Annotated in this window: 18 protein-coding genes; 8 read left to right on the top strand and 10 right to left on the bottom strand. The window is 67.1% G+C overall.

The window, feature by feature from the left end:
• Positions 1–8 precede the first annotated feature (8 nt).
• Positions 9–296, top strand: coding sequence for a LysE family transporter (locus JNO50_RS12920; protein WP_189536627.1), 288 nt, complete (start codon positions 9–11; stop codon positions 294–296).
• On the opposite strand, the gene mnmH is transcribed toward JNO50_RS12920, so the two are convergent.
• The gene (gene mnmH, locus JNO50_RS12915; protein WP_189536629.1) at positions 297–1,343 is read right to left on the bottom strand and encodes a tRNA 2-selenouridine(34) synthase MnmH; all 1,047 of its coding nucleotides are present in this window, start codon (positions 1,341–1,343) and stop codon (positions 297–299) included.
• A gap of 57 nt (positions 1,344–1,400) precedes the next feature.
• On the opposite strand from mnmH, the gene selD reads away from it, so the two are divergent.
• On the top strand, positions 1,401–2,441 hold the full coding sequence (gene selD / locus JNO50_RS12910) for a selenide, water dikinase SelD (RefSeq protein ID WP_189536631.1): 1,041 nt from the start codon (positions 1,401–1,403) through the stop codon (positions 2,439–2,441).
• A 22-nt stretch (positions 2,442–2,463) separates the two neighbouring features.
• Entirely contained in the window at positions 2,464–2,814 is a 351-nt protein-coding gene (yedF, locus tag JNO50_RS12905) for a sulfurtransferase-like selenium metabolism protein YedF (RefSeq protein WP_189536634.1), read from the top strand.
• On the opposite strand, the gene JNO50_RS12900 is transcribed toward yedF, so the two are convergent.
• Positions 2,811–3,593 carry a DODA-type extradiol aromatic ring-opening family dioxygenase gene (locus JNO50_RS12900; RefSeq protein WP_189536636.1) on the bottom strand — a complete coding sequence of 261 codons (783 nt, stop codon included), beginning with the start codon at positions 3,591–3,593 and terminating at the stop codon, positions 2,811–2,813. The genes yedF and JNO50_RS12900 overlap by 4 nt on opposite strands.
• 33 nt (positions 3,594–3,626) lie before the next feature.
• A complete protein-coding gene (locus JNO50_RS12895) occupies positions 3,627–4,043 on the bottom strand; it encodes a DoxX family protein (protein WP_189536638.1) in 417 nt (138 codons plus the stop codon).
• A 136-nt stretch (positions 4,044–4,179) separates the two neighbouring features.
• On the opposite strand from JNO50_RS12895, the gene JNO50_RS12890 reads away from it, so the two are divergent.
• Complete coding sequence (locus JNO50_RS12890; RefSeq protein WP_189536640.1) at positions 4,180–5,118, top strand: LysR family transcriptional regulator; 939 nt, start codon at positions 4,180–4,182, stop codon at positions 5,116–5,118.
• Positions 5,119–5,166: 48 nt separating this feature from the next.
• Here the strand turns inward: JNO50_RS12890 and JNO50_RS12885 are convergent, their stop codons facing one another.
• The 3 genes from JNO50_RS12885 to JNO50_RS12875 are packed head-to-tail and all read right to left on the bottom strand — an operon-like array spanning position 5,167 to position 10,885.
• A complete protein-coding gene (locus JNO50_RS12885; RefSeq protein ID WP_189536643.1) occupies positions 5,167–6,567 on the bottom strand; it encodes an efflux transporter outer membrane subunit in 1,401 nt (466 codons plus the stop codon).
• 3 nt (positions 6,568–6,570) lie between these two features.
• Positions 6,571–9,714, bottom strand: a complete 3,144-nt coding sequence (locus tag JNO50_RS12880) for an efflux RND transporter permease subunit (protein WP_189536645.1) — start codon at positions 9,712–9,714, stop codon at positions 6,571–6,573.
• A gap of 19 nt (positions 9,715–9,733) precedes the next feature.
• On the bottom strand, positions 9,734–10,885 hold the full coding sequence (locus JNO50_RS12875) for an efflux RND transporter periplasmic adaptor subunit (protein WP_189536647.1): 1,152 nt from the start codon (positions 10,883–10,885) through the stop codon (positions 9,734–9,736).
• A gap of 134 nt (positions 10,886–11,019) precedes the next feature.
• Between JNO50_RS12875 and JNO50_RS12870 the strand changes: the two genes are divergently transcribed.
• Together JNO50_RS12870 and JNO50_RS12865 are read left to right on the top strand one after the other, a co-directional pair.
• The gene (locus tag JNO50_RS12870) at positions 11,020–11,757 is read left to right on the top strand and encodes a response regulator (RefSeq protein WP_189536649.1); all 738 of its coding nucleotides are present in this window, start codon (positions 11,020–11,022) and stop codon (positions 11,755–11,757) included.
• Complete coding sequence (locus JNO50_RS12865; protein WP_189536650.1) at positions 11,754–12,884, top strand: ATP-binding protein; 1,131 nt, start codon at positions 11,754–11,756, stop codon at positions 12,882–12,884. The genes JNO50_RS12870 and JNO50_RS12865 overlap by 4 nt, the downstream gene beginning before the upstream one ends.
• Here JNO50_RS12865 and JNO50_RS12860 read toward each other — a convergent pair.
• Positions 12,844–13,293, bottom strand: a complete 450-nt coding sequence (locus JNO50_RS12860) for an Rrf2 family transcriptional regulator (protein WP_189536652.1) — start codon at positions 13,291–13,293, stop codon at positions 12,844–12,846. The two genes, JNO50_RS12865 and JNO50_RS12860, sit on opposite strands and share 41 nt — an antisense overlap.
• 125 nt (positions 13,294–13,418) lie before the next feature.
• Here JNO50_RS12860 and JNO50_RS12855 point away from each other — a divergent pair, with 125 nt between their 5' ends.
• On the top strand, positions 13,419–14,222 hold the full coding sequence (locus JNO50_RS12855; RefSeq protein ID WP_189536654.1) for a Cof-type HAD-IIB family hydrolase: 804 nt from the start codon (positions 13,419–13,421) through the stop codon (positions 14,220–14,222).
• A 13-nt stretch (positions 14,223–14,235) separates the two neighbouring features.
• Here JNO50_RS12855 and JNO50_RS12850 read toward each other — a convergent pair whose 3' ends face one another.
• From JNO50_RS12850 to JNO50_RS12840, 3 genes are all read right to left on the bottom strand, one after another.
• The gene (locus tag JNO50_RS12850) at positions 14,236–14,748 is read right to left on the bottom strand and encodes an RDD family protein (protein ID WP_189536656.1); all 513 of its coding nucleotides are present in this window, start codon (positions 14,746–14,748) and stop codon (positions 14,236–14,238) included.
• 67 nt (positions 14,749–14,815) lie between these two features.
• Positions 14,816–15,391: a hypothetical protein gene (locus JNO50_RS12845; protein ID WP_189536658.1), complete on the bottom strand. Its 576-nt coding sequence runs from the start codon at positions 15,389–15,391 to the stop codon at positions 14,816–14,818.
• 33 nt (positions 15,392–15,424) lie between these two features.
• The gene (locus tag JNO50_RS12840; RefSeq protein ID WP_189536660.1) at positions 15,425–15,937 is read right to left on the bottom strand and encodes a GNAT family N-acetyltransferase; all 513 of its coding nucleotides are present in this window, start codon (positions 15,935–15,937) and stop codon (positions 15,425–15,427) included.
• Positions 15,938–16,142: 205 nt separating this feature from the next.
• Here JNO50_RS12840 and JNO50_RS12835 point away from each other — a divergent pair, with 205 nt between their 5' ends.
• Positions 16,143–16,688 carry a TetR/AcrR family transcriptional regulator gene (locus JNO50_RS12835; RefSeq protein WP_189536661.1) on the top strand — a complete coding sequence of 182 codons (546 nt, stop codon included), beginning with the start codon at positions 16,143–16,145 and terminating at the stop codon, positions 16,686–16,688.
• Positions 16,689–16,698 lie beyond the last annotated feature (10 nt).

The following is a 16,698-nucleotide window of genomic DNA, read 5'->3' as shown; positions in this document are numbered from 1 at the left end:
GATCGGCCGTGCTGCTGACCCTGGCCAACCCGATGACCATTCTGTCGTTTCTGGCGGTGTTCGCCGCCTTTGCCGGGCAGGCTCCGGTCGAGCCCGCCGGCATTGCCGCCATGGTGTCGGGCATTGTGGCCGGTTCGCTGGCCTGGTGGGCCGTTCTGTCACTTGGCGTGGCCGGCATCGTCGCCCGGGGCGGCGAACGGTTCCGGCAGGCGATCGCCAGGCTGTGCGCCGTGCTGCTCTCGGTCATGGGCGTTTGTCTGCTGTATTCGGCGGCCGGTCTGCCTTTTTGGCGCTGATCAGGCGAATCGGGCAAGAATGGCTCGCGCCGCGGCGTCAGGATCGGCGTCGGTCGGATCGAATCCGACCTCGGGCGCGTCGCCCATGCGGCAAAAATGCTGGTTGCCGCTTTTGCGGTAGGCCGGGTCGTAGTGCCGCTCGACCAACTCGCGGAACAGTTCCGGCATGCTGCGGGCGTCGACCATCGCCTGCCAGGTTTCGATGGTCTTGCGGCCGTGCAGCGGCGCAAGGTAGCCGAGCTTTTCCTTGAAGGCCTCCGGCGTGTCGAACAGGTGGGCGTAGTCCCGGCACAGGAAGTCGATCCGCTTGCCGGTGTCGGCGCGCAGCTGCAGGCAAGGGGATTCGTGCAGGCGCGCGAGCAGCGTTTCGGGCAGGCGCAGGTTGCCGATCATGCGGCTTTCCGCCTCGACGAACACCGGCCGGTCGGGATCGAAGCGCGCCAGTTCCCCGACCAGACCGGTCTCGAACGCTTTTTGCGACGGCTGGCGCTCGCCCGGCAGGGCGCCGAGCAATGAGCCGCGGTGCCGGGCGAGTCCTTCCAGATCCAGCACCTGGGCGCCGGCCCGCGCCATGGCGTTGAGCAGCCGGGTCTTGCCGCTTCCCGTCGCGCCTCCGATCACGATATAGCGCACCCTGGCCGGGCCGGTTTCGAGCTGTTCCAATACCCAGTGGCGGTAGGCCTTGTACCCGCCCTCGAGCTGGCCCGCCTTCCATCCGATCAGGTTGAACCAGGCGGTCATCGAGCCGGAGCGCTTGCCGCCGCGCCAGCAGTAGATCAGCGGACGCCAGGCGCGAGGACGGTCGGCGAACAGGGTGTCCAGGTGGGCGGCGATGTTGCGCGCCACCATGGCCGCGCCCAGCCGCGTCGCCTCGAAGGCCGAGACCTGTTTGTACAGGGTGCCGATGACGACGCGCTCTTCATTGCTCAGGACCGGGGCGTTGATCGCGCCCGGAATGTGGTCGTGTTCGAACTCGAGCGGGGTACGGACATCGATGATCTCGTCGAAACGATGCCGTTCATCCAGACGGACAAGAGGGTGTTTCACAAGGCCTCGCTGGGGGATAATGGCAGGCGACACTTCAACTGGACGCGGAAGCTCACCATGGAAAACATCAGGTTGACCCAATTGTCGCACGGCGGCGGCTGCGGGTGCAAAATCGCGCCGTCGCTGCTTGCCGACATGCTCCGGGACCTGCCCGCCGCCAGCGGTTTCGCCCCGCTGCTCGTGGGCGCGGAAACCTCCGACGATGCCGCGGTCTACCGGCTCAATGATCAGCAGGCGCTGATCGCGACAACGGATTTCTTCATGCCGATCGTCGACGATCCTTTCGATTTCGGCCGCATCGCCGCGACCAACGCCCTGTCGGACATTTATGCCATGGGCGGCACCCCGATTCTCGCGCTGGCGATCGTCGGCATGCCGGTCAATGCGCTGCCCGTCGGGACCATCCGCCGGATTCTGGAAGGCGGGGCGAGCGTTTGCCGCGATGCCGGCATCCCGGTGGCCGGCGGCCATTCGATCGATTCGCCGGAACCCATCTACGGACTGGTGGCGCTGGGACTCGCCCATCCTGACCGTATCCTGCGCAACAGCACGGCGCGCGCCGGCGATGTCCTGGTGCTGGGCAAGGGGCTCGGCGTGGGCATTCTCGGCACGGCGCTCAAAAAGGGCTTGCTGGACGGCGAGGGCTATCGCCAGATGATCGGCGCCACCACGCGGCTGAACCGGGTCGGCGCGGAGCTGGGCTTGCTCGATGGGGTGCATGCGCTGACCGATGTGACCGGCTTCGGTCTGCTCGGCCACCTGATGGAAATGTGCCGCGGATCGGGCCTGACGGCCCGCGTCGGCGCCGCGCGTCTGCCGGTGCTGCCGGCTGCGCGGCCGTTCGCCGAACAGGGCATCGGACCGGGGGCCATCGAGCGCAATCTGGCGAGCTTCGGCGCCGATGTGGAGTTCGGTGAAGGCGTCGCGGACTGGCAGCGGCGCCTGATGGCCGACGCGCAGACCAGCGGCGGGCTTCTGGCCGCCGTGGCGCCGGACGGAGCCGACGCCGTGCTGGCCCTGTTCCGGCAGAACGGCTTCGCCGACGCCTGCGTGATCGGACGGCTTGAGGATGGCGCGGCGAAGATCGTTGTCGAATGAACGAAGCGACGGAGAATGAACAATGAGCAAGACACTGAACGATTGCGTGATCGTGGTGGGGAACGACGGGCTGGGGCAGGGCGACGAGGCCTTGCGCCATAAAGTGCTGGGCAGCTATTTTCAGACGCTGCTGGAGCTGGGTGAACTGCCGACCGCCGTGGTGTTCTACACCGCCGGCGTGAAAATGGTGGCGGACGATTCGCCGGTTCTGCGCGTGCTGTCGTCCATCGCGGCCGAAGGCGTGGCGCTGATCGCCTGCCGCACCTGCCTTGAGCATTACGGACTGATGGAGCGGGTGGCGGTGGGCCGGATCGGCAACATGATGCAGATCGTCGAAGCCCAGACCGCCGCCGCCAAGGTGATCACGCTTTAGTCGAAACGGTACACGTCCATCGCCAGCGCGCCTTCCGAGATGCCCGCATGCACCCGGCTGGCGCCACCGCCGGCCGCGCCCCAGGCGACAAACAGCGGCAACAGGTGTTCGCTGGTCGGGTGGGCGCGCCGTCCTCCCGGCGCGGCCTCCCAGCCGAACGCCGTTTCGGCGTCGCCGGCCAGCACGGCGCCGCCCATCCAGTCCTGGAACGCGCGGACGTAGTCGGGGACGCGCGGGTCGTTTTCGTCGGCGCCCCAGACCAGATCCCACAAATTGTGAGTCAGGCTGCCGGACGCCAGAATCAGCACACCCTCATCGCGCAGCGCCGCGAGCGTTTCCCCGAGCCGGAAGTGGTGCCGCGCGTCCTCCCGGGGCTGCAGGGCCAACTGCACCACCGGGATATCGGCGTCCGGGTACATCGCGCGCAGCGGCACCCAGGCGCCGTGATCGAGTCCCCGCGTCGGGTTGACCGCCGTGTCGAAACCGGCGTCGCCGAGCATCGCCGCCGCCCGCCCCGCCAGCGCAGCATCGCCGGGCGCCGGGTAATCGATCTGGTAAAGCGGCTCGGGAAACCCGCCGAAGTCGTGGATCGTGGCCGGAGCATCGCTGCCGGTGAGGGCCGGTTTGAGGGTTCCCCAGTGGGCCGACACGGCAAGGATTGCGCGCGGCCTTGGCATGTCGCGCGCCAGCTCGCGCCAGGCCCCGACTGCCGGCCCCGCTTCGATGGCGAGCATCGGCGATCCGTGGGAAAGGAACAGGGTGGGCAGACGGGATGTCATGGCAGTCTCCTCGAGGTCAGGGGCGATGAATGATCAGCGGCGGTTACCGAACAGCGAGGCCGTGGACTTGAGCGTCAGCGCGCCGTCGCCGACGAGAGCCTGAACCAGGGCGGCGATCACCAGGAATACCGGGTATTCCCAGCCGCCGTTCGGGTTGGCGAACGACCAGCCGTTGGCGAAGTGGACCGTGCTCGCGCCGATCAGCACCGGCAGCAGCAAAGCGGCCACGAGGCGCGGCGCGATGCCCAGAAGCAGCAGGGCGCCGCCGCCGACTTCGGCGAAGGCCACCGGGTAGGCCAGAAAACCCGGGAAGCCGACCGATTCGAAGAACTGCGCGGTGCCGGGCAGGGTGAAGACCAGTACCTTGGTCAACCCGTGAGCGAGGAACATCGTCCCCAGGGCGAGACGGAGAACGAAAGCGGCGTACGGTGCAGTGCGAGTGTCGATCATGATGGTTGTCCTTTGCGTTGTGTTCTGAACGTGACGCGGTGCGTCGTGTTGGAAACAGTATGCTGTTGTCCGGTTTTGGGATAAATTGGCGTAATTGAAATTATTTGTCCCGATTTTCGGGTTAATTGAGGCGGGAATGGACAAGTTATCGGCGATGGAAGTGTTTGTCCGGGTGGTGGAGTCGGGCAGTTTCGTGCGGGCCGCCGAACGGCTCGGCATGTCGACCACCGCGGTATCCCGGCAGCTTGCCGATCTGGAGGCCCAGCTTGGCGCGCGTCTGTTGCAGCGGACCACGCGCCGGTTGCATCTGACCGACGCGGGGCGCGGCTACCATGCCCGTTGCGCGCAAATTCTCGCGGATGTCGAAGAGGCGGATGCCTCGGTCCGGACCGATACGCTGCGGCCGCGCGGGGTGCTGCGCCTGAGCGCGCCGGTGTCGTTCGGCCTCAAGCACCTGACCGCCCTGTTGCCGGCGTATCTCGCCGCCTACCCGGAGGTGACGCTTGACGTCGACATGTCGGACCGGCAGGTGGATCTCGTGGAAGAAGGCTTCGACGTGGCCCTGCGCATCGCGATGCGCCTGCCGCCGACGCTTGTTGCCCGGCGCATCGCCGCGATTCATGTGGTGCCCTGCGCCTCGCCCGCCTACCTTGCCCGCGAGGGCGAGCCGGCCCGCCCCGAGGATCTGGCCCGTCACCGCTGTCTTGTCTACACCCATGCCGCCGAACCCGGCATCTGGACATTCGGCGACGAGGCGCGGGTGAGCGTGGACGGTCCGCTCAAAAGCAACAACGGCGACCTGTTGCGGGCCGCGGCGCTGGCGGGGGAAGGCATTATCTGCGAGCCGAGTTTTCTGTTGGGGGACGACCTGGCGGCGGGTCGGCTCATGCCGCTGTTGCGCGGCGAGCCGACGCCGCCGCTGGCGCTGTACGCGGTCTATCCCTCGCGCCGCCACCTGTCGGCGAAAGTGCGGACCTTCGTGGATTTTCTGATCGGACGGATCGGCGATCCTCCGCCCTGGGACGCCTGGATGGAAATGGCCGAACCCCGCCGGAGCGGCCCGGAGGGGTTCTAACGCCAAAGAGAAGGACCGGCGGTTCCCGCCCCTTTTCGTCGTTGTCGCTTATCCCTCCCCGACAGCGGTGTTGTCGTCCAGTCCGCCTCCCAGCGCCTTGTAAAGCGCCACCGCATTGCCGAACTCGCCGCGCCGCAGGTCGAGCAGCGTTTGCCGGGCGGCGTACAACTGGCGCTGGGAATCCAGCAGCTCCAGCCTTCCGTCGAGGCCGGCGTGGTAGCGCAGACCGGACAGGCGGGTGCGGCGCTCGGCGTTGACGACCACCCGGATTTGCGCGGCGATCTGCCGGCCGAACGTTTCGCGGCCGGCCAGTCCGTCCGCCACCTCCCGGAACGCCGTCTGGATCGCGCGTTCGTATCCGGCGACGGCGGTCGACTTGCGCAATTCCGCGAGGCGCAATTCGGCCCGCAGGCGGCCCCCGTGGAACAGCGGCAGGGTGATCTGCGGTGAGAAGCTCCAGGCTCGGTGGTCGCTGTCGAACAATCCGCGCATCACCGGGCTGAGGGTGCCCAGCGAGGCGGTGAGCGACAGTTGGGGGAAGAACGCCGCGCGCGCCGCGCCGATATCGGCGTTGGCCGCCACCAGCTGCTGCTCGGCCTGCAGAATGTCCGGCCGGCGCAGCAGCAGATCGGAAGGCAGGCCCGCGGGCAGATGCGTCGCCACCGGCTGCCGCTCCAGCGGCAGCGGGGCGGGCAGGTTCGCGGGCAGTTCCGTCCCCACCAGAAACCGCAGCGCATTGCGGGCTTGCGCCACGGCCCGGGTGCGCGCTTCCAGATCCGCTTCGGCGCTGGCGACCTGGCCTTCGGCCTGGGCCACATCCAGGCCGCTGTTCTGATGGCCTTCTTTGAGGCGCAGCGCCAATCCGAGCGATTGCCGCCAGTCGGCCAGCGTGTGTTCCGCCAACTGCCGCTGCTCTTCGGCCAGGCGCTCGGCGAAATAGGCATCCGCCACGGCGCCGACCAGCGCGATCCGCACGGAGCGGCGGCCCTGTTCGCTGGCCAGGTAGCGGGCGAAGGCGCTCTCGGACAGTGAGCGCATGCGGCCGAACAAATCGATCTCGAAGGCGCTCAATCCGACGTTGACGCCGTACTGTTTTTGCGTCGACGGAGGGGTCGCCTCGCCGGCGGGCGAGCGCTGGCGCGTGGCGGAGGCGGTGGCGTCGATGCCCGGCAGTTGCGCGGCGCGCTGGATGCCGTACTGCGCCTGGGTTTCCTGCGCGGCGAGCGCGGCGAGCCTCAGATCGCGGTTATTGGCCAGCGCCAGCTCGATCAGGCGCTGCAGGCGCGGGTCGCCGAACATCGCGCGCCAGCCGGGAGTGGCCGCGCGCGCCTCGCCGACCGTCTCGCCGGCGGGGTAGGACGCCGGCACGGGCAGCGCGGGCTTGACCAGCGCCGGATTGAGCGAGCAGGCCGTCAAGGCCAGGGTCAGGGGGATAACGATAACGCGCATGATTCAACCCTCTTGTCCGCGGTTTGGCGGAACATCGCGCCGGCGCAGGCCCGGCCATTGTCCGAGGCGCTCTTGCAGGCTCATCACGAATACAAAGAAAACGGGAACGAAGAAGACCGCCAGCACCGTGGCGGTCACCATGCCGCCGAATACCCCGGTGCCGATGGCGTTCTGCGTCTCGGCGCTGGCGCCCGTCGCGATCATCAGCGGCACCACGCCCAGGCCGAAGGCCAGCGAGGTCATCAGGATCGGCCGCAGACGCAGCCGGGACGCCTCCACGGCCGCTTCCACGAGTCCCTTGCCTTCTTCGCGCAATTGTTTGGCGAATTCGATAATGAGAATCGCGTTTTTGGCCGACAAGCCGATCACCGTGATCATTCCGACCTTGAAGAACACATCGTTGGGCATACCGCGCAGCATGACCGCGCCGATCGCGCCGATCAGCCCCAATGGCACCACCAGCATCACCGACAGCGGGATGGCCCAGCTCTCGTAGAGCGCGGCGAGCACCAGGAACACCACGATCATCGACAGCGCCATCAGCATCGGCGCCTGGGCGGCGGACTGGCGCTCCTGCAGCGACTGGCCGGTCCACTCGATGGCGTATCCCGGGGGCAGTTGCCTGGCCAGGCGCTCCATCTCGGCCATGGCGGCGCCGCTGGAGTAACCGGGAGCGGCCGTGCCCGAAATGCGCGCGGCGGGGTAACCCTGATAACGGATCAACTGCAGCGGCGTATCGGTCCAGACCGGCCTGACCACCTCGGAGAGCGGCACCATGCCGCCGTTGACATTGCGCACATAAAGTTTCAGGACGTTGTCTATTTGCATTCGCGCCGGGGCGTCGGCCTGAAGGATCACTTGCTGCATCCGTCCCGCGCTGGGAAAGTCGTTGATGTAAGTCGAGCCCGTTGCCGCGGACAAGGTGTCGTTGATGGCGGTGAACGGCACGCCGAGCGCCTCGGCCTTCTGCCGGTCGATGTCCAGGCGGATGCTGGTGCCGGGCGGCAGGCCGTCAGGGTAGACGCCGGACACGATCCGGCTTTGCGCCGCGAGGGCCAGTAACTTGGTCTCCGCGGCCTTGAGCGCGTCGTAACCCCGGTTGCCCCGATCCTGCAGGCGCATGGCGAAACCCGAGCTGGTGCCCAATTCGTCGATCGCCGGGGGCAGCAGACTCATCACCGTGCCTTCGGTCACGCCGGCCATGGCGTCCTGGGAGCGCCGCGCTTCGTCCAGGGCGGTCGCGCCCTTGCGATCTTTCCAGTCCTTGAGCACCGCGAAATTCAGCGCCGCATTGGTGCCCGATCCGGAAAAACCGTAGCCGATAATGGAAAGGCTGGACTGGATTCCCGGCCGGGACGCAAGATGCCGTTCGAGCTTCGCCACCACATCCCCGGTACGTTCGACCGTGGCGTCGGCCGGCAGCAGAAATCCCGTCATGAAGTAGCCCTGATCCTCTTCGGGCAGAAAAGCCGAGGGCAGGGTCGCGAAACCGATGACCAGTGCGCCGGACATGGCGGCGAACAGCAGCATCGTTCTTCCCGTTCTGCCAAGCAGCATGCCGACACGTGTCACATAGCCTTGCGTCAGGCGCTCGAAACGGCGGTTGAACCAGCCGAAGAAACCGCGTTTTTCATGATGTCCCTGGCCGACCGGCTTGAGCAGGGTCGCGCACAGCGCGGGGGTCAGGGTGAGCGCCAAGAGCGCCGAGAACAGAATGGACACCGCCATCGACAAGGTGAATTGGCGATAGATCACGCCGACCGAGCCGCTGGACAGCGCCATCGGAATGAACACGGCGGTCAGCACCAGCGTGATGCCGATGATCGCACCGGTGATTTCCTTCATCGCCCTGGCGGTCGCGTCCTTCGGCGACAGTCCTTCTTCGGTCATCAGGCGCTCGACGTTTTCCACGACGACGATCGCATCGTCGACGATGATGCCGATCGCCAGCACCATGCCGAACATGGTCAGCGAATTGATCGAGAAGCCGGTGGCCAGCATCACCGCGAAGGTGCCGAGCATGGCGACCGGGGCGACGATGGCCGGAATCAGGGTGTAGCGCGCGTTCTGCAAGAACAGGTACATCACCAGGAATACCAGCGCCATCGCCTCGATCAGCGTGTGGACGACCTTCTCGATCGAGATCTTGACGAAGGGCGCGGTGTCGAACGGCACCGAGCAGCTTATGCCGGCGGGCATCGCCTTTTTCAGTTCGCCAAGACGCGCGTGAACGGCTTCGGCCGTTTTGACCGCATTGGCGCCCGGTGCGAGCTGCACGCCGGCCACGGTGGAGGGCTTGCCCGTTTCCCTGTTGGCGAAGTTGTAGTATTGCGAACCCAGCTCGACGCGCGCCACGTCCCCCAGCACCACCTTGGAGCCATTGGCGTTGGCGCGCAGCACGATGGCGGCGAATTCCTCCGGCGTGGACAACTGCCCCTGCACGGTGAGCGGAACCGTGACGCGCTGCCCCCGCAGGGTCGGCGAGGCGCCGACACCGCCTGGCGCGATCTGGACGTTTTGCTGCGCGATGGCGGTCGTCAGATCGCTCATCGACAAACCGTAGGTGATCAATCTGGCCGGATCGACCCAGACGCGCATTGCCTGTTCCGCGCCGAACAACTGCACGCGGCCCACCCCTTCGATACGGCGCAGCTCGTCGATGACACGGCGTGCCATGTAGTCGCTGAGGGCCCCTTCACTGACATGGCCGTTGTCGGATTTGAGGCTGACGAGCATCAGAAAGCCCGAGGACGCGGATTCGACGATCACGCCGTTCTGGCGCACGACCGCGGGCAGCCGGGGCTCGACCGTTTTGAGCTTGTTTTGTACATCGACCTGCGCCATCTCCGGATCGGTGCCGGGCTTGAAGGTGACCGTGATCTGCGCCACGCCGGAGGTATCGGCCGAGGACTCGAAATAGAGCAGGTTCCTGACCCCGGAGAGCTCGCGCTCGATGAGGCTGAGCACGCCGTCGCTCAGGGTTCGCGGGGTGGCGCCGGGGTAGGTCGCGGTGATGGTGACGCTCGGCGGCGCGACCGGCGGATAGCGCGCCACCGGCAGTTGGGGGATGGCGATGGCGCCCGCCAGAATAATGAATAACGCGATGACCCATGCAAAAATCGGGCGGCGGATGAAAAACTGAGCCATGACTGGACACTCCTTGCTGTTACCGCGCCAACGCCGCCGGGGCGGATGGCTGTGTGGCGGAGGGGGCGACCAGGGCGCCGTCGACGAGACGTTCCATGCCTTCGACGACGATTTTCTGGCCCGCTTTCAGGCCCGCGCGGATGCGGTACCGGCGATTGGCCAGTTCGCCAAGCTCCACCATGCTCAGGTGAGCGCGGTTGCCCGCGTCGATCGTCCAGATCTGCGTTTTGTCGCCGTTGCGCACGACCGCCTGTTGCGGCACCGTCAGCGCGCTGGCGTATTCGGCGCGCGGAACACGGGCGCGCACGAACATGCCCGGCAGCAATTGCCGCCGCGGATTGTCCACCAGTACGCGCAGCAGCACGTCGCCGGTGCCGGCGTCGACATTGACGCCCGAGAACAGGATGCGGCCTTTCACGTCGTACGGTTCGTCGCTGTCGCGCAGGATCGCCACCGGCAAGCCGTCGCCGGAGGTTTCAGGTCGCTCGGCGAGGGTCTTGCGCACGGCGTCGAGCGCCGCCGCCGGTTGGCGCACGTCGACATAAACCTGGTCGATCTGCTGGATGCGCGCCATCGGATTGCCGTCGTTGCCGCCGACCAGCGCACCCTCTGTGACGAGCGCCTGGTCGATCCGGCCCGCGATCGGCGCCTCCACGGTGGCGAATTTCAGATCCAGCTTGCGCCGCGCGAGCGCGGCGCGCGCCTGCGCCACATCGGCGGCGGCCTGGTCGCGCGAGGAGACGGCGTCATCGAACACCTGGCGGCTGACCGCATCGGAGTCGACCAGCGACTGCAGGCGGGCGGTCTGCACGCGGGCGCGGGAGAGCGCGGCCTCGGCCCGCCGCAAGGCGGCGCTGGCCGTGTCCACCTCGGCCCTGAAGGGGGCCGGATTGATCTGGAACAGCGGCTGGCCGGCTTTCACTTCGGTGCCTTGCTCGAAAAGCCGGCGCATCACGATGCCGGCGACTTGCGGGCGGATTTCCGCGATGCGCACCGCGGCCACCCGGCCGGGCAAGTCTTCGGTCAATGTGAGCGGGGCGGGGGCCACGGTCATGGCGGCGACCGGAATCGCCTGCGGGGTGCCCGGCGATGGCGGTTGTCCGCAACCGGCCAATATCGCTAGCGCCAGGGCGCACGCACTGCCATAGCGGCGATGTCGTTCGTTCTTCATTCTGGACTCCATAAGGCGCGGGCAGACGTCTGCCCGTCAACACACGCGAGGCAGTATGCGTGCGCCGGATGGGGTTTTTCGTGTGGTAGCATGGAGGTTTGATGGAGACTCCGCATGGATGTGAGACAGGTGCCATGACTGATGCATCCCGCCTCGATGAGACGACCCAGAGCCACCAGGCGCTGGTTCTCATCGCCGAAGACGAACCCGAGATCGCCGACATTCTTGCCGCCTACCTGGCCCGCGGCGGCCTGCGCACCGCGCGCGCCTCCGATGGCAAAAAGGCGCTGGAATTGCACCTGTCGCTCAAGCCCGACCTTGTGCTGCTGGACGTGCAGATGCCGCATGTCGACGGCTGGAAAGCCCTCGCCGAAATCCGGCACCGGGGCGACACTCCCGTCATCATGCTCACGGCGCTGGATCAGGACATCGACAAACTGATGGGGCTGCGGATGGGTGCCGACGACTATGTGGTCAAGCCGTTCAATCCCGCCGAAGTCGTGGCGCGGACACAGGCCGTGCTGCGCAGGTCGATGGCCGGGATCGGCCCGAGGGACCCGCGCGTGCTGCGCGCCCCGCCGTTCGAGATCGATCTGGACAACCATGAGGCCTCGGTGCGAACCGGCGGTCAGCGCCATGTGCTGGCCCTGACGCTGACCGAGTTCAGGCTGCTCGCCCAACTGGCCCGCGCCCCGCGGCGCGTGTTCAGCCGCGCCGAACTGATGACCGCCTGCCTTCCCGAGGGCGATACGCTGGAGCGGACCGTGGACAGCCATGTCAGCAAACTGCGCAAGAAACTCGAGGAGGCCGGCGTCACCGGCACGCCGGTCGGCGTGCGCGGCGTGGGCTACAAGCTGTGGGGCGCCTCGTGAGACTGGAAGGCATCAGCCGCCAGATCGCGCTGACCATGGCGGCGATGGTATTCGTCGTAACGCTATTGATCGTGGTGACGGCCAGCGCGTTTTACTATTTGCTCTTCCCGTACTGGGACACTCCCTCCAGCCCTCCGACCTGGATTCCGACGGCTCCGGAATGGGTCTGGCTCGTGCTGATCACGGCGACGGGGGTGGCGCTGTCGGTCGGTGTGGCTGTCCATCTGGCCCGCCGCATCCTGGTGCCGCTCAACTCCGTGGCGGAGGGCATCCGTCTGGTCGCCAAGGGGGATCTGGCCGCGCGGGCCGTGGCGGGAGACCGCTCGATGCGCGAGGCCGCCGCGCTGGCCGATGATTTCAATGCCCTGGCCGGGCAGTTGCAGCGCATGTCCAGCGAACAGGCGTTCTGGAATGCCGCGATCGCCCACGAGCTTCGCACACCCGTCACCGTGCTGCGCGGACGGTTGCAAGGGCTGGCGGAAGGGGTGTTTCCTCCTGACGAGGCCCAGTTTCGCAGCCTGCTGGCCCAAGTGGAGGGACTGACCCGCCTTATCGAGGATCTGCGCGTCGTGAGTCTGGCGGAAAGCGGCCACCTGGACCTGCAACGGCGTGACGCCGACCTGTCCGCCGAAGTGCGGTCGGTAGTCGAACTGTTCGACGAAGCGCTTGGCGCCGCCGAACTGCGTCCGGAGCTGGATCTGGACGGACAGTCCGCGAATTGCGATCCGGTGCGCATTCGCCAGGCCCTGCTGGCTTTGCTGGACAACGCGCGCCGCCATGCCGTGCCCGGTTCAGTCCGGGTCCGGGCGCGCGTGCAGGACGGGATGTGCCGTTTGTGTGTCGAGGACGATGGGCCGGGCATTCCGGATGACTTCGCGCCGTACGTTTTCGAGGCGTTCCGGCGAGCCGGCGGAGTGCGCCAGGGAGGCGGCAGCGGCCTGGGGCTCGCCGTGGTGGCGGCCATCGCGCACGCGCACGGCGGACAGGCGCGGTGCAGTCCGGCCGGCGGCGGAACCCGGTTCGAATTGAGCTGGCCCGGCGAGCCACCCCCGGCGGCCGGTGAAAATCAGGGCATGCCCCGGGAAATCAGGGCGCATCCGCCGGCCGCCCCCGGTGCAGACGGATGATCGCCTCGCCGGTGCGCTCCGCGACGAGATCGGCGAGCGTGTAGCCGTTCAGGCTGCGGTAGAATGCCTCGAGCCCCTCGTCCAGCGCGCTCTTCAGCCGGCAGCCGGGCATAAGCAGACAGGGCGGGGTGGCGCAGTCGATCAGCGAACCGGTCGCCTCCAGCGAGCGGATCACCTCGCCGATGCGGTACTCGGCCGCGGGGCGGGCGAGCGCGATGCCGCCGCCTTTGCCACGGGTGGTCACCAGCCAGCCCTGTTGGCCCATGGCATGCACCACCTTGACAAGATGATTGCGCGAGATACCGAAACGTTCGGCGATCCCGGGGATGGTCACGGGCACCATGGGGTCCCGTTGGGTCAGATACATCAGGACTCTGAGGCCCAGGTCGGTAAAGCGGGTCAGTTGCATCGTCGCTTGCGGAATGTGCGGATCTGGCCGCAAGCATACTCTCAGGGCCGGTGCCGCGACAATCTGTCCTCGCCCGCGCCGCCCCGGCGTATACTGCAATGTCTTGTGGCTCAAAGGAGCTGGTTGTGTACCGTTTCATCGCTTCGGATCTGGATGGCACCTTGCTGGACAAGGCGCATCGCGTCCATGAACACACGGCGCGGACCCTGCGCGAAATCGCGGGTCTTGGCGTGCGGTTCGCCCTGGCGACCGGGCGGCACTACCTTGACGTGCGCGGCATCCGCCAGAGCCTCGGCATCGATGCTCACCTGATCACCGCCAACGGCGCGCGCGTGCACGACCCGGACGACCGGCTGATTTTTCAGGCGGACCTGCCGCCCGACGCCGTGCGGGCGATCGCCGCGCCCGGCGTGGCGACACCGGACTGCCTGACCAATTTCTATCTGGACGAAGGCTGGCTGATCGACCGCCCCGCGCCCCAGTTATTGCATGTCCACAAGGATTCCGGAATGACCTACCGCGTCGCGGACCTGTCCACCCATTCCGGCCTTGGCGTCTACAAGGTGCTGTACATCGGGCGGCATGACGAACTGCTGGAGGTGGAGCGCCGCTTGCATGAACGGCTGGGCGATGGCGCCTACATCACCTTTTCCGCGGACGACTGCCTGGAAGTCATGGCCCGGGGCGTCTCCAAGGGCCACGCCCTGCAGCTCGTGCTCGACCGGCTGGGAATCGATGCGAAAGCGTGCCTGGCGTTCGGCGACGGGCAGAACGATATCGAGCTGCTGCGCGCGGCCGGCCATCCGCGCCTGATGGGCAACGCCCACCGGCGGCTGGTGGAGGAGCTGCCGGACCTGCCGCAAATCGGCCATCATCATCCGCACGGTCTTGCCAACCATTTGCGCGAGCTGTTCCGCCTGTCCGAGTGAAGACGGGAGCCTGTCAGGGCCGGGTGACCCGGGTGCCGGCCAGCCTGTCGTGCATAGCGCGCCTGTCGCGGTCGATCGCGATCGCGAGGAAGCCCAGACCGAGCACCGCGGCCGAGAGGCATTTGCCGGCCTGACGGGCGATGGCGCGCCACAGGGTGAGCCGCCGACCCGATCCGTCGCCGACGCGCAGGCCAAGGATTTTCTTGCCGGGAGTGGCTTGCCAGGAGGACGACTCGAACGCCGCCGAACACAGCCACAGGATGGTCAGCAGCAAGGCATTGCCGAGCCATTGGCCCGCGCGCTCCGCCTCCGACGGATCCGCGCCGCCGAGCAGGGCGTCGGCGGCCAGGCTCAACGGGCCGATCAGCAAGAGTCCGAGCATCAGCGTGAACACCAGATCCAGCAGGGCGGCGAGCGTCCGTATCCAGAACCCTCCCGGGGCTCCTGCGTCGTGCGCCGGCGCTCCGCAGGCGGCGCATGCCGAACGAGTTTCGCTGTTGTCCTGACCGCAGTGCGCGCAATACATATGGTTTCCGTTCACGTAATAATTATGTAACCCGAGTTTGCCACAAGCCGGCGCCGACGTGGGGACGTCATTCGGCGGAGGGGCCGAGCAAGGCTTTCTGATAATTTTCGACGACAAGACTGATCGGCTGCCCGTTGGGCAGCGTCAGCAAGGTGCGGTGCCGCAGCAGGACGGCGGGCGCCTCCGGTTCCGTGGCGGGCCACGCTTCCTCGACGGACAGCGGCACGCGCACCGGCGAGAGCGCCGCGATCGCGGCGCCGAACGGCGTGTCGCTGGTATCGAGCGCCGTGTTCATCGCGGCGGTGAGCCTTGCCGGAACATACCAGTTATCGGCGATGGACAGCACCGCCTGCCCGCAGCGCAAGGCGACACGACGGTATTTCACCGGCTCCGACGCGGAGACCGCGAGCCGCCGGCGGATTGCCTCGTCCGCATCGATCCGCACGGAAAGATCGCGATCGGCGACGATGCGCGGCGCCGGCGCCAAATGGCGGTCGCGGCACCAGGCCTCGAGCGTGCGCGTGGCGCTGTGGCTCGCCATCAGCGCCTCGTTGAACCGGCGCAGCAGGGCGCGTCCATCGCTGTCCTCTGCGCGCGCGCAGGGCATGGCCAGTCCGAGCAGGACGAGCATGAGTTTTCGCATGATTCGTCTCCTTGCGAATGGGAAAATGTTCGATCAGAACGGCAGCGCGCGTCCCATGATTATCCGGGTGCGCCGGGCAAGACCGTGCGCCTCCTCGCGTTCGACGCATGCGCGCAGCGGCGCGTTCCAGCGTGTCTCGGGCCATTCCTCGAACCCCAGTGAAGCGTAGAACGGACGGTTCCAGGGCGGGTCGCGGAAGGTGGTCAGGGTGATGACGCCGCTGTCGCCAAGCGCGGCGAGCACATGGGTCAGCAATTGCCGGCCCACGCCGCGGCGGCCGTGATCGGGGTGCACATCCATTTCCGCCAGATGAACGTGCTTTGGCGCGAAGTGTTCGACAAGCGCGAAACCGACCGGCGTGTCGCCGTTGAGCGCGATCCACAGGCGCTGTTCTTCGCGGGCTCGCGCGAACTCGCCGGCGGTCAGTCCGTTTTCCAGGGCTGCGGCGGGCGCATAGCCGGCGAGGAGGGTGGCGGCGGCCCGTTCGATGGCGGGCAGGTGCGGCACATGGCGGGCCGTGGCCGGTTCGATGCGGTAGTCGTTCATGGCGTGACGGTCGGGAATCGGAGTCGGCCATTATAGGGGGCAACCATGACAGATGGCCTATGACGTTGCCTGACCCGGTGTTGCATCCTTGCCCGTGGCGGGCCGCCGGCCTTGCCCGTTGCCGGGTTTCACGCCAGAATACCAAACCGACTAAGCGGTCTCTTTTATGACAAGAGCGAACAGGAAGCCTAAGCAGCCCGACAAAATGCGTGCGGCGTTGCTGTCCGCCGCACTCGACATCATGATCGAGGAAGGCTTTCATGCCGTGACGCTGAATGCCGTGGCCCGCCGGGCGGAGGTCAGCAAGGGAGGGTTGACGCATCACTTTCCCAGCAAGCCGGCGCTGATCGATGCCCTGTTCGACGGGTTGGCCGACGAATTCCTCCGATTCTACCGGGCGTTGCGTCAGAGCGAGGGCGAGGGATCCACCTCCGGTGTCGATGCGTATATCAAGGCCAATCTTCTGGACGCCGGTACCGGCAAGCACCAGATGGGTCTGGCGATTTTGCTGTTCAACTGGCCGCCATGCAGGGAACGCGCCCGGTCAATGATGGCCGGATTTCTCGATGAGGATGATCAGGGCCCGCCGGAACGGGCTCTGACCTTTCTGGTCTGCCGGCTGGCCGCCGAGGGGTTCTGGTTCGCGAGGCTGCTCGGTCTTTATCCGTTGCCCGAGTCCAGGACCGGCGCCCTGCTTTCCGCCTTGCTGGAATTGTCCGCGCAGGCCGCGAGGAGCGCGGACGGGCAGTAGAGGCGTTTTC

The organism is Paludibacterium paludis, assembly GCF_018802605.1.
GTDB lineage: Bacteria > Pseudomonadota > Gammaproteobacteria > Burkholderiales > Chromobacteriaceae > Paludibacterium > Paludibacterium paludis.
The sequence above is the reverse complement of the archived record's forward strand: the minus strand, read 5'-3'. Positions and strand labels throughout refer to the sequence as shown.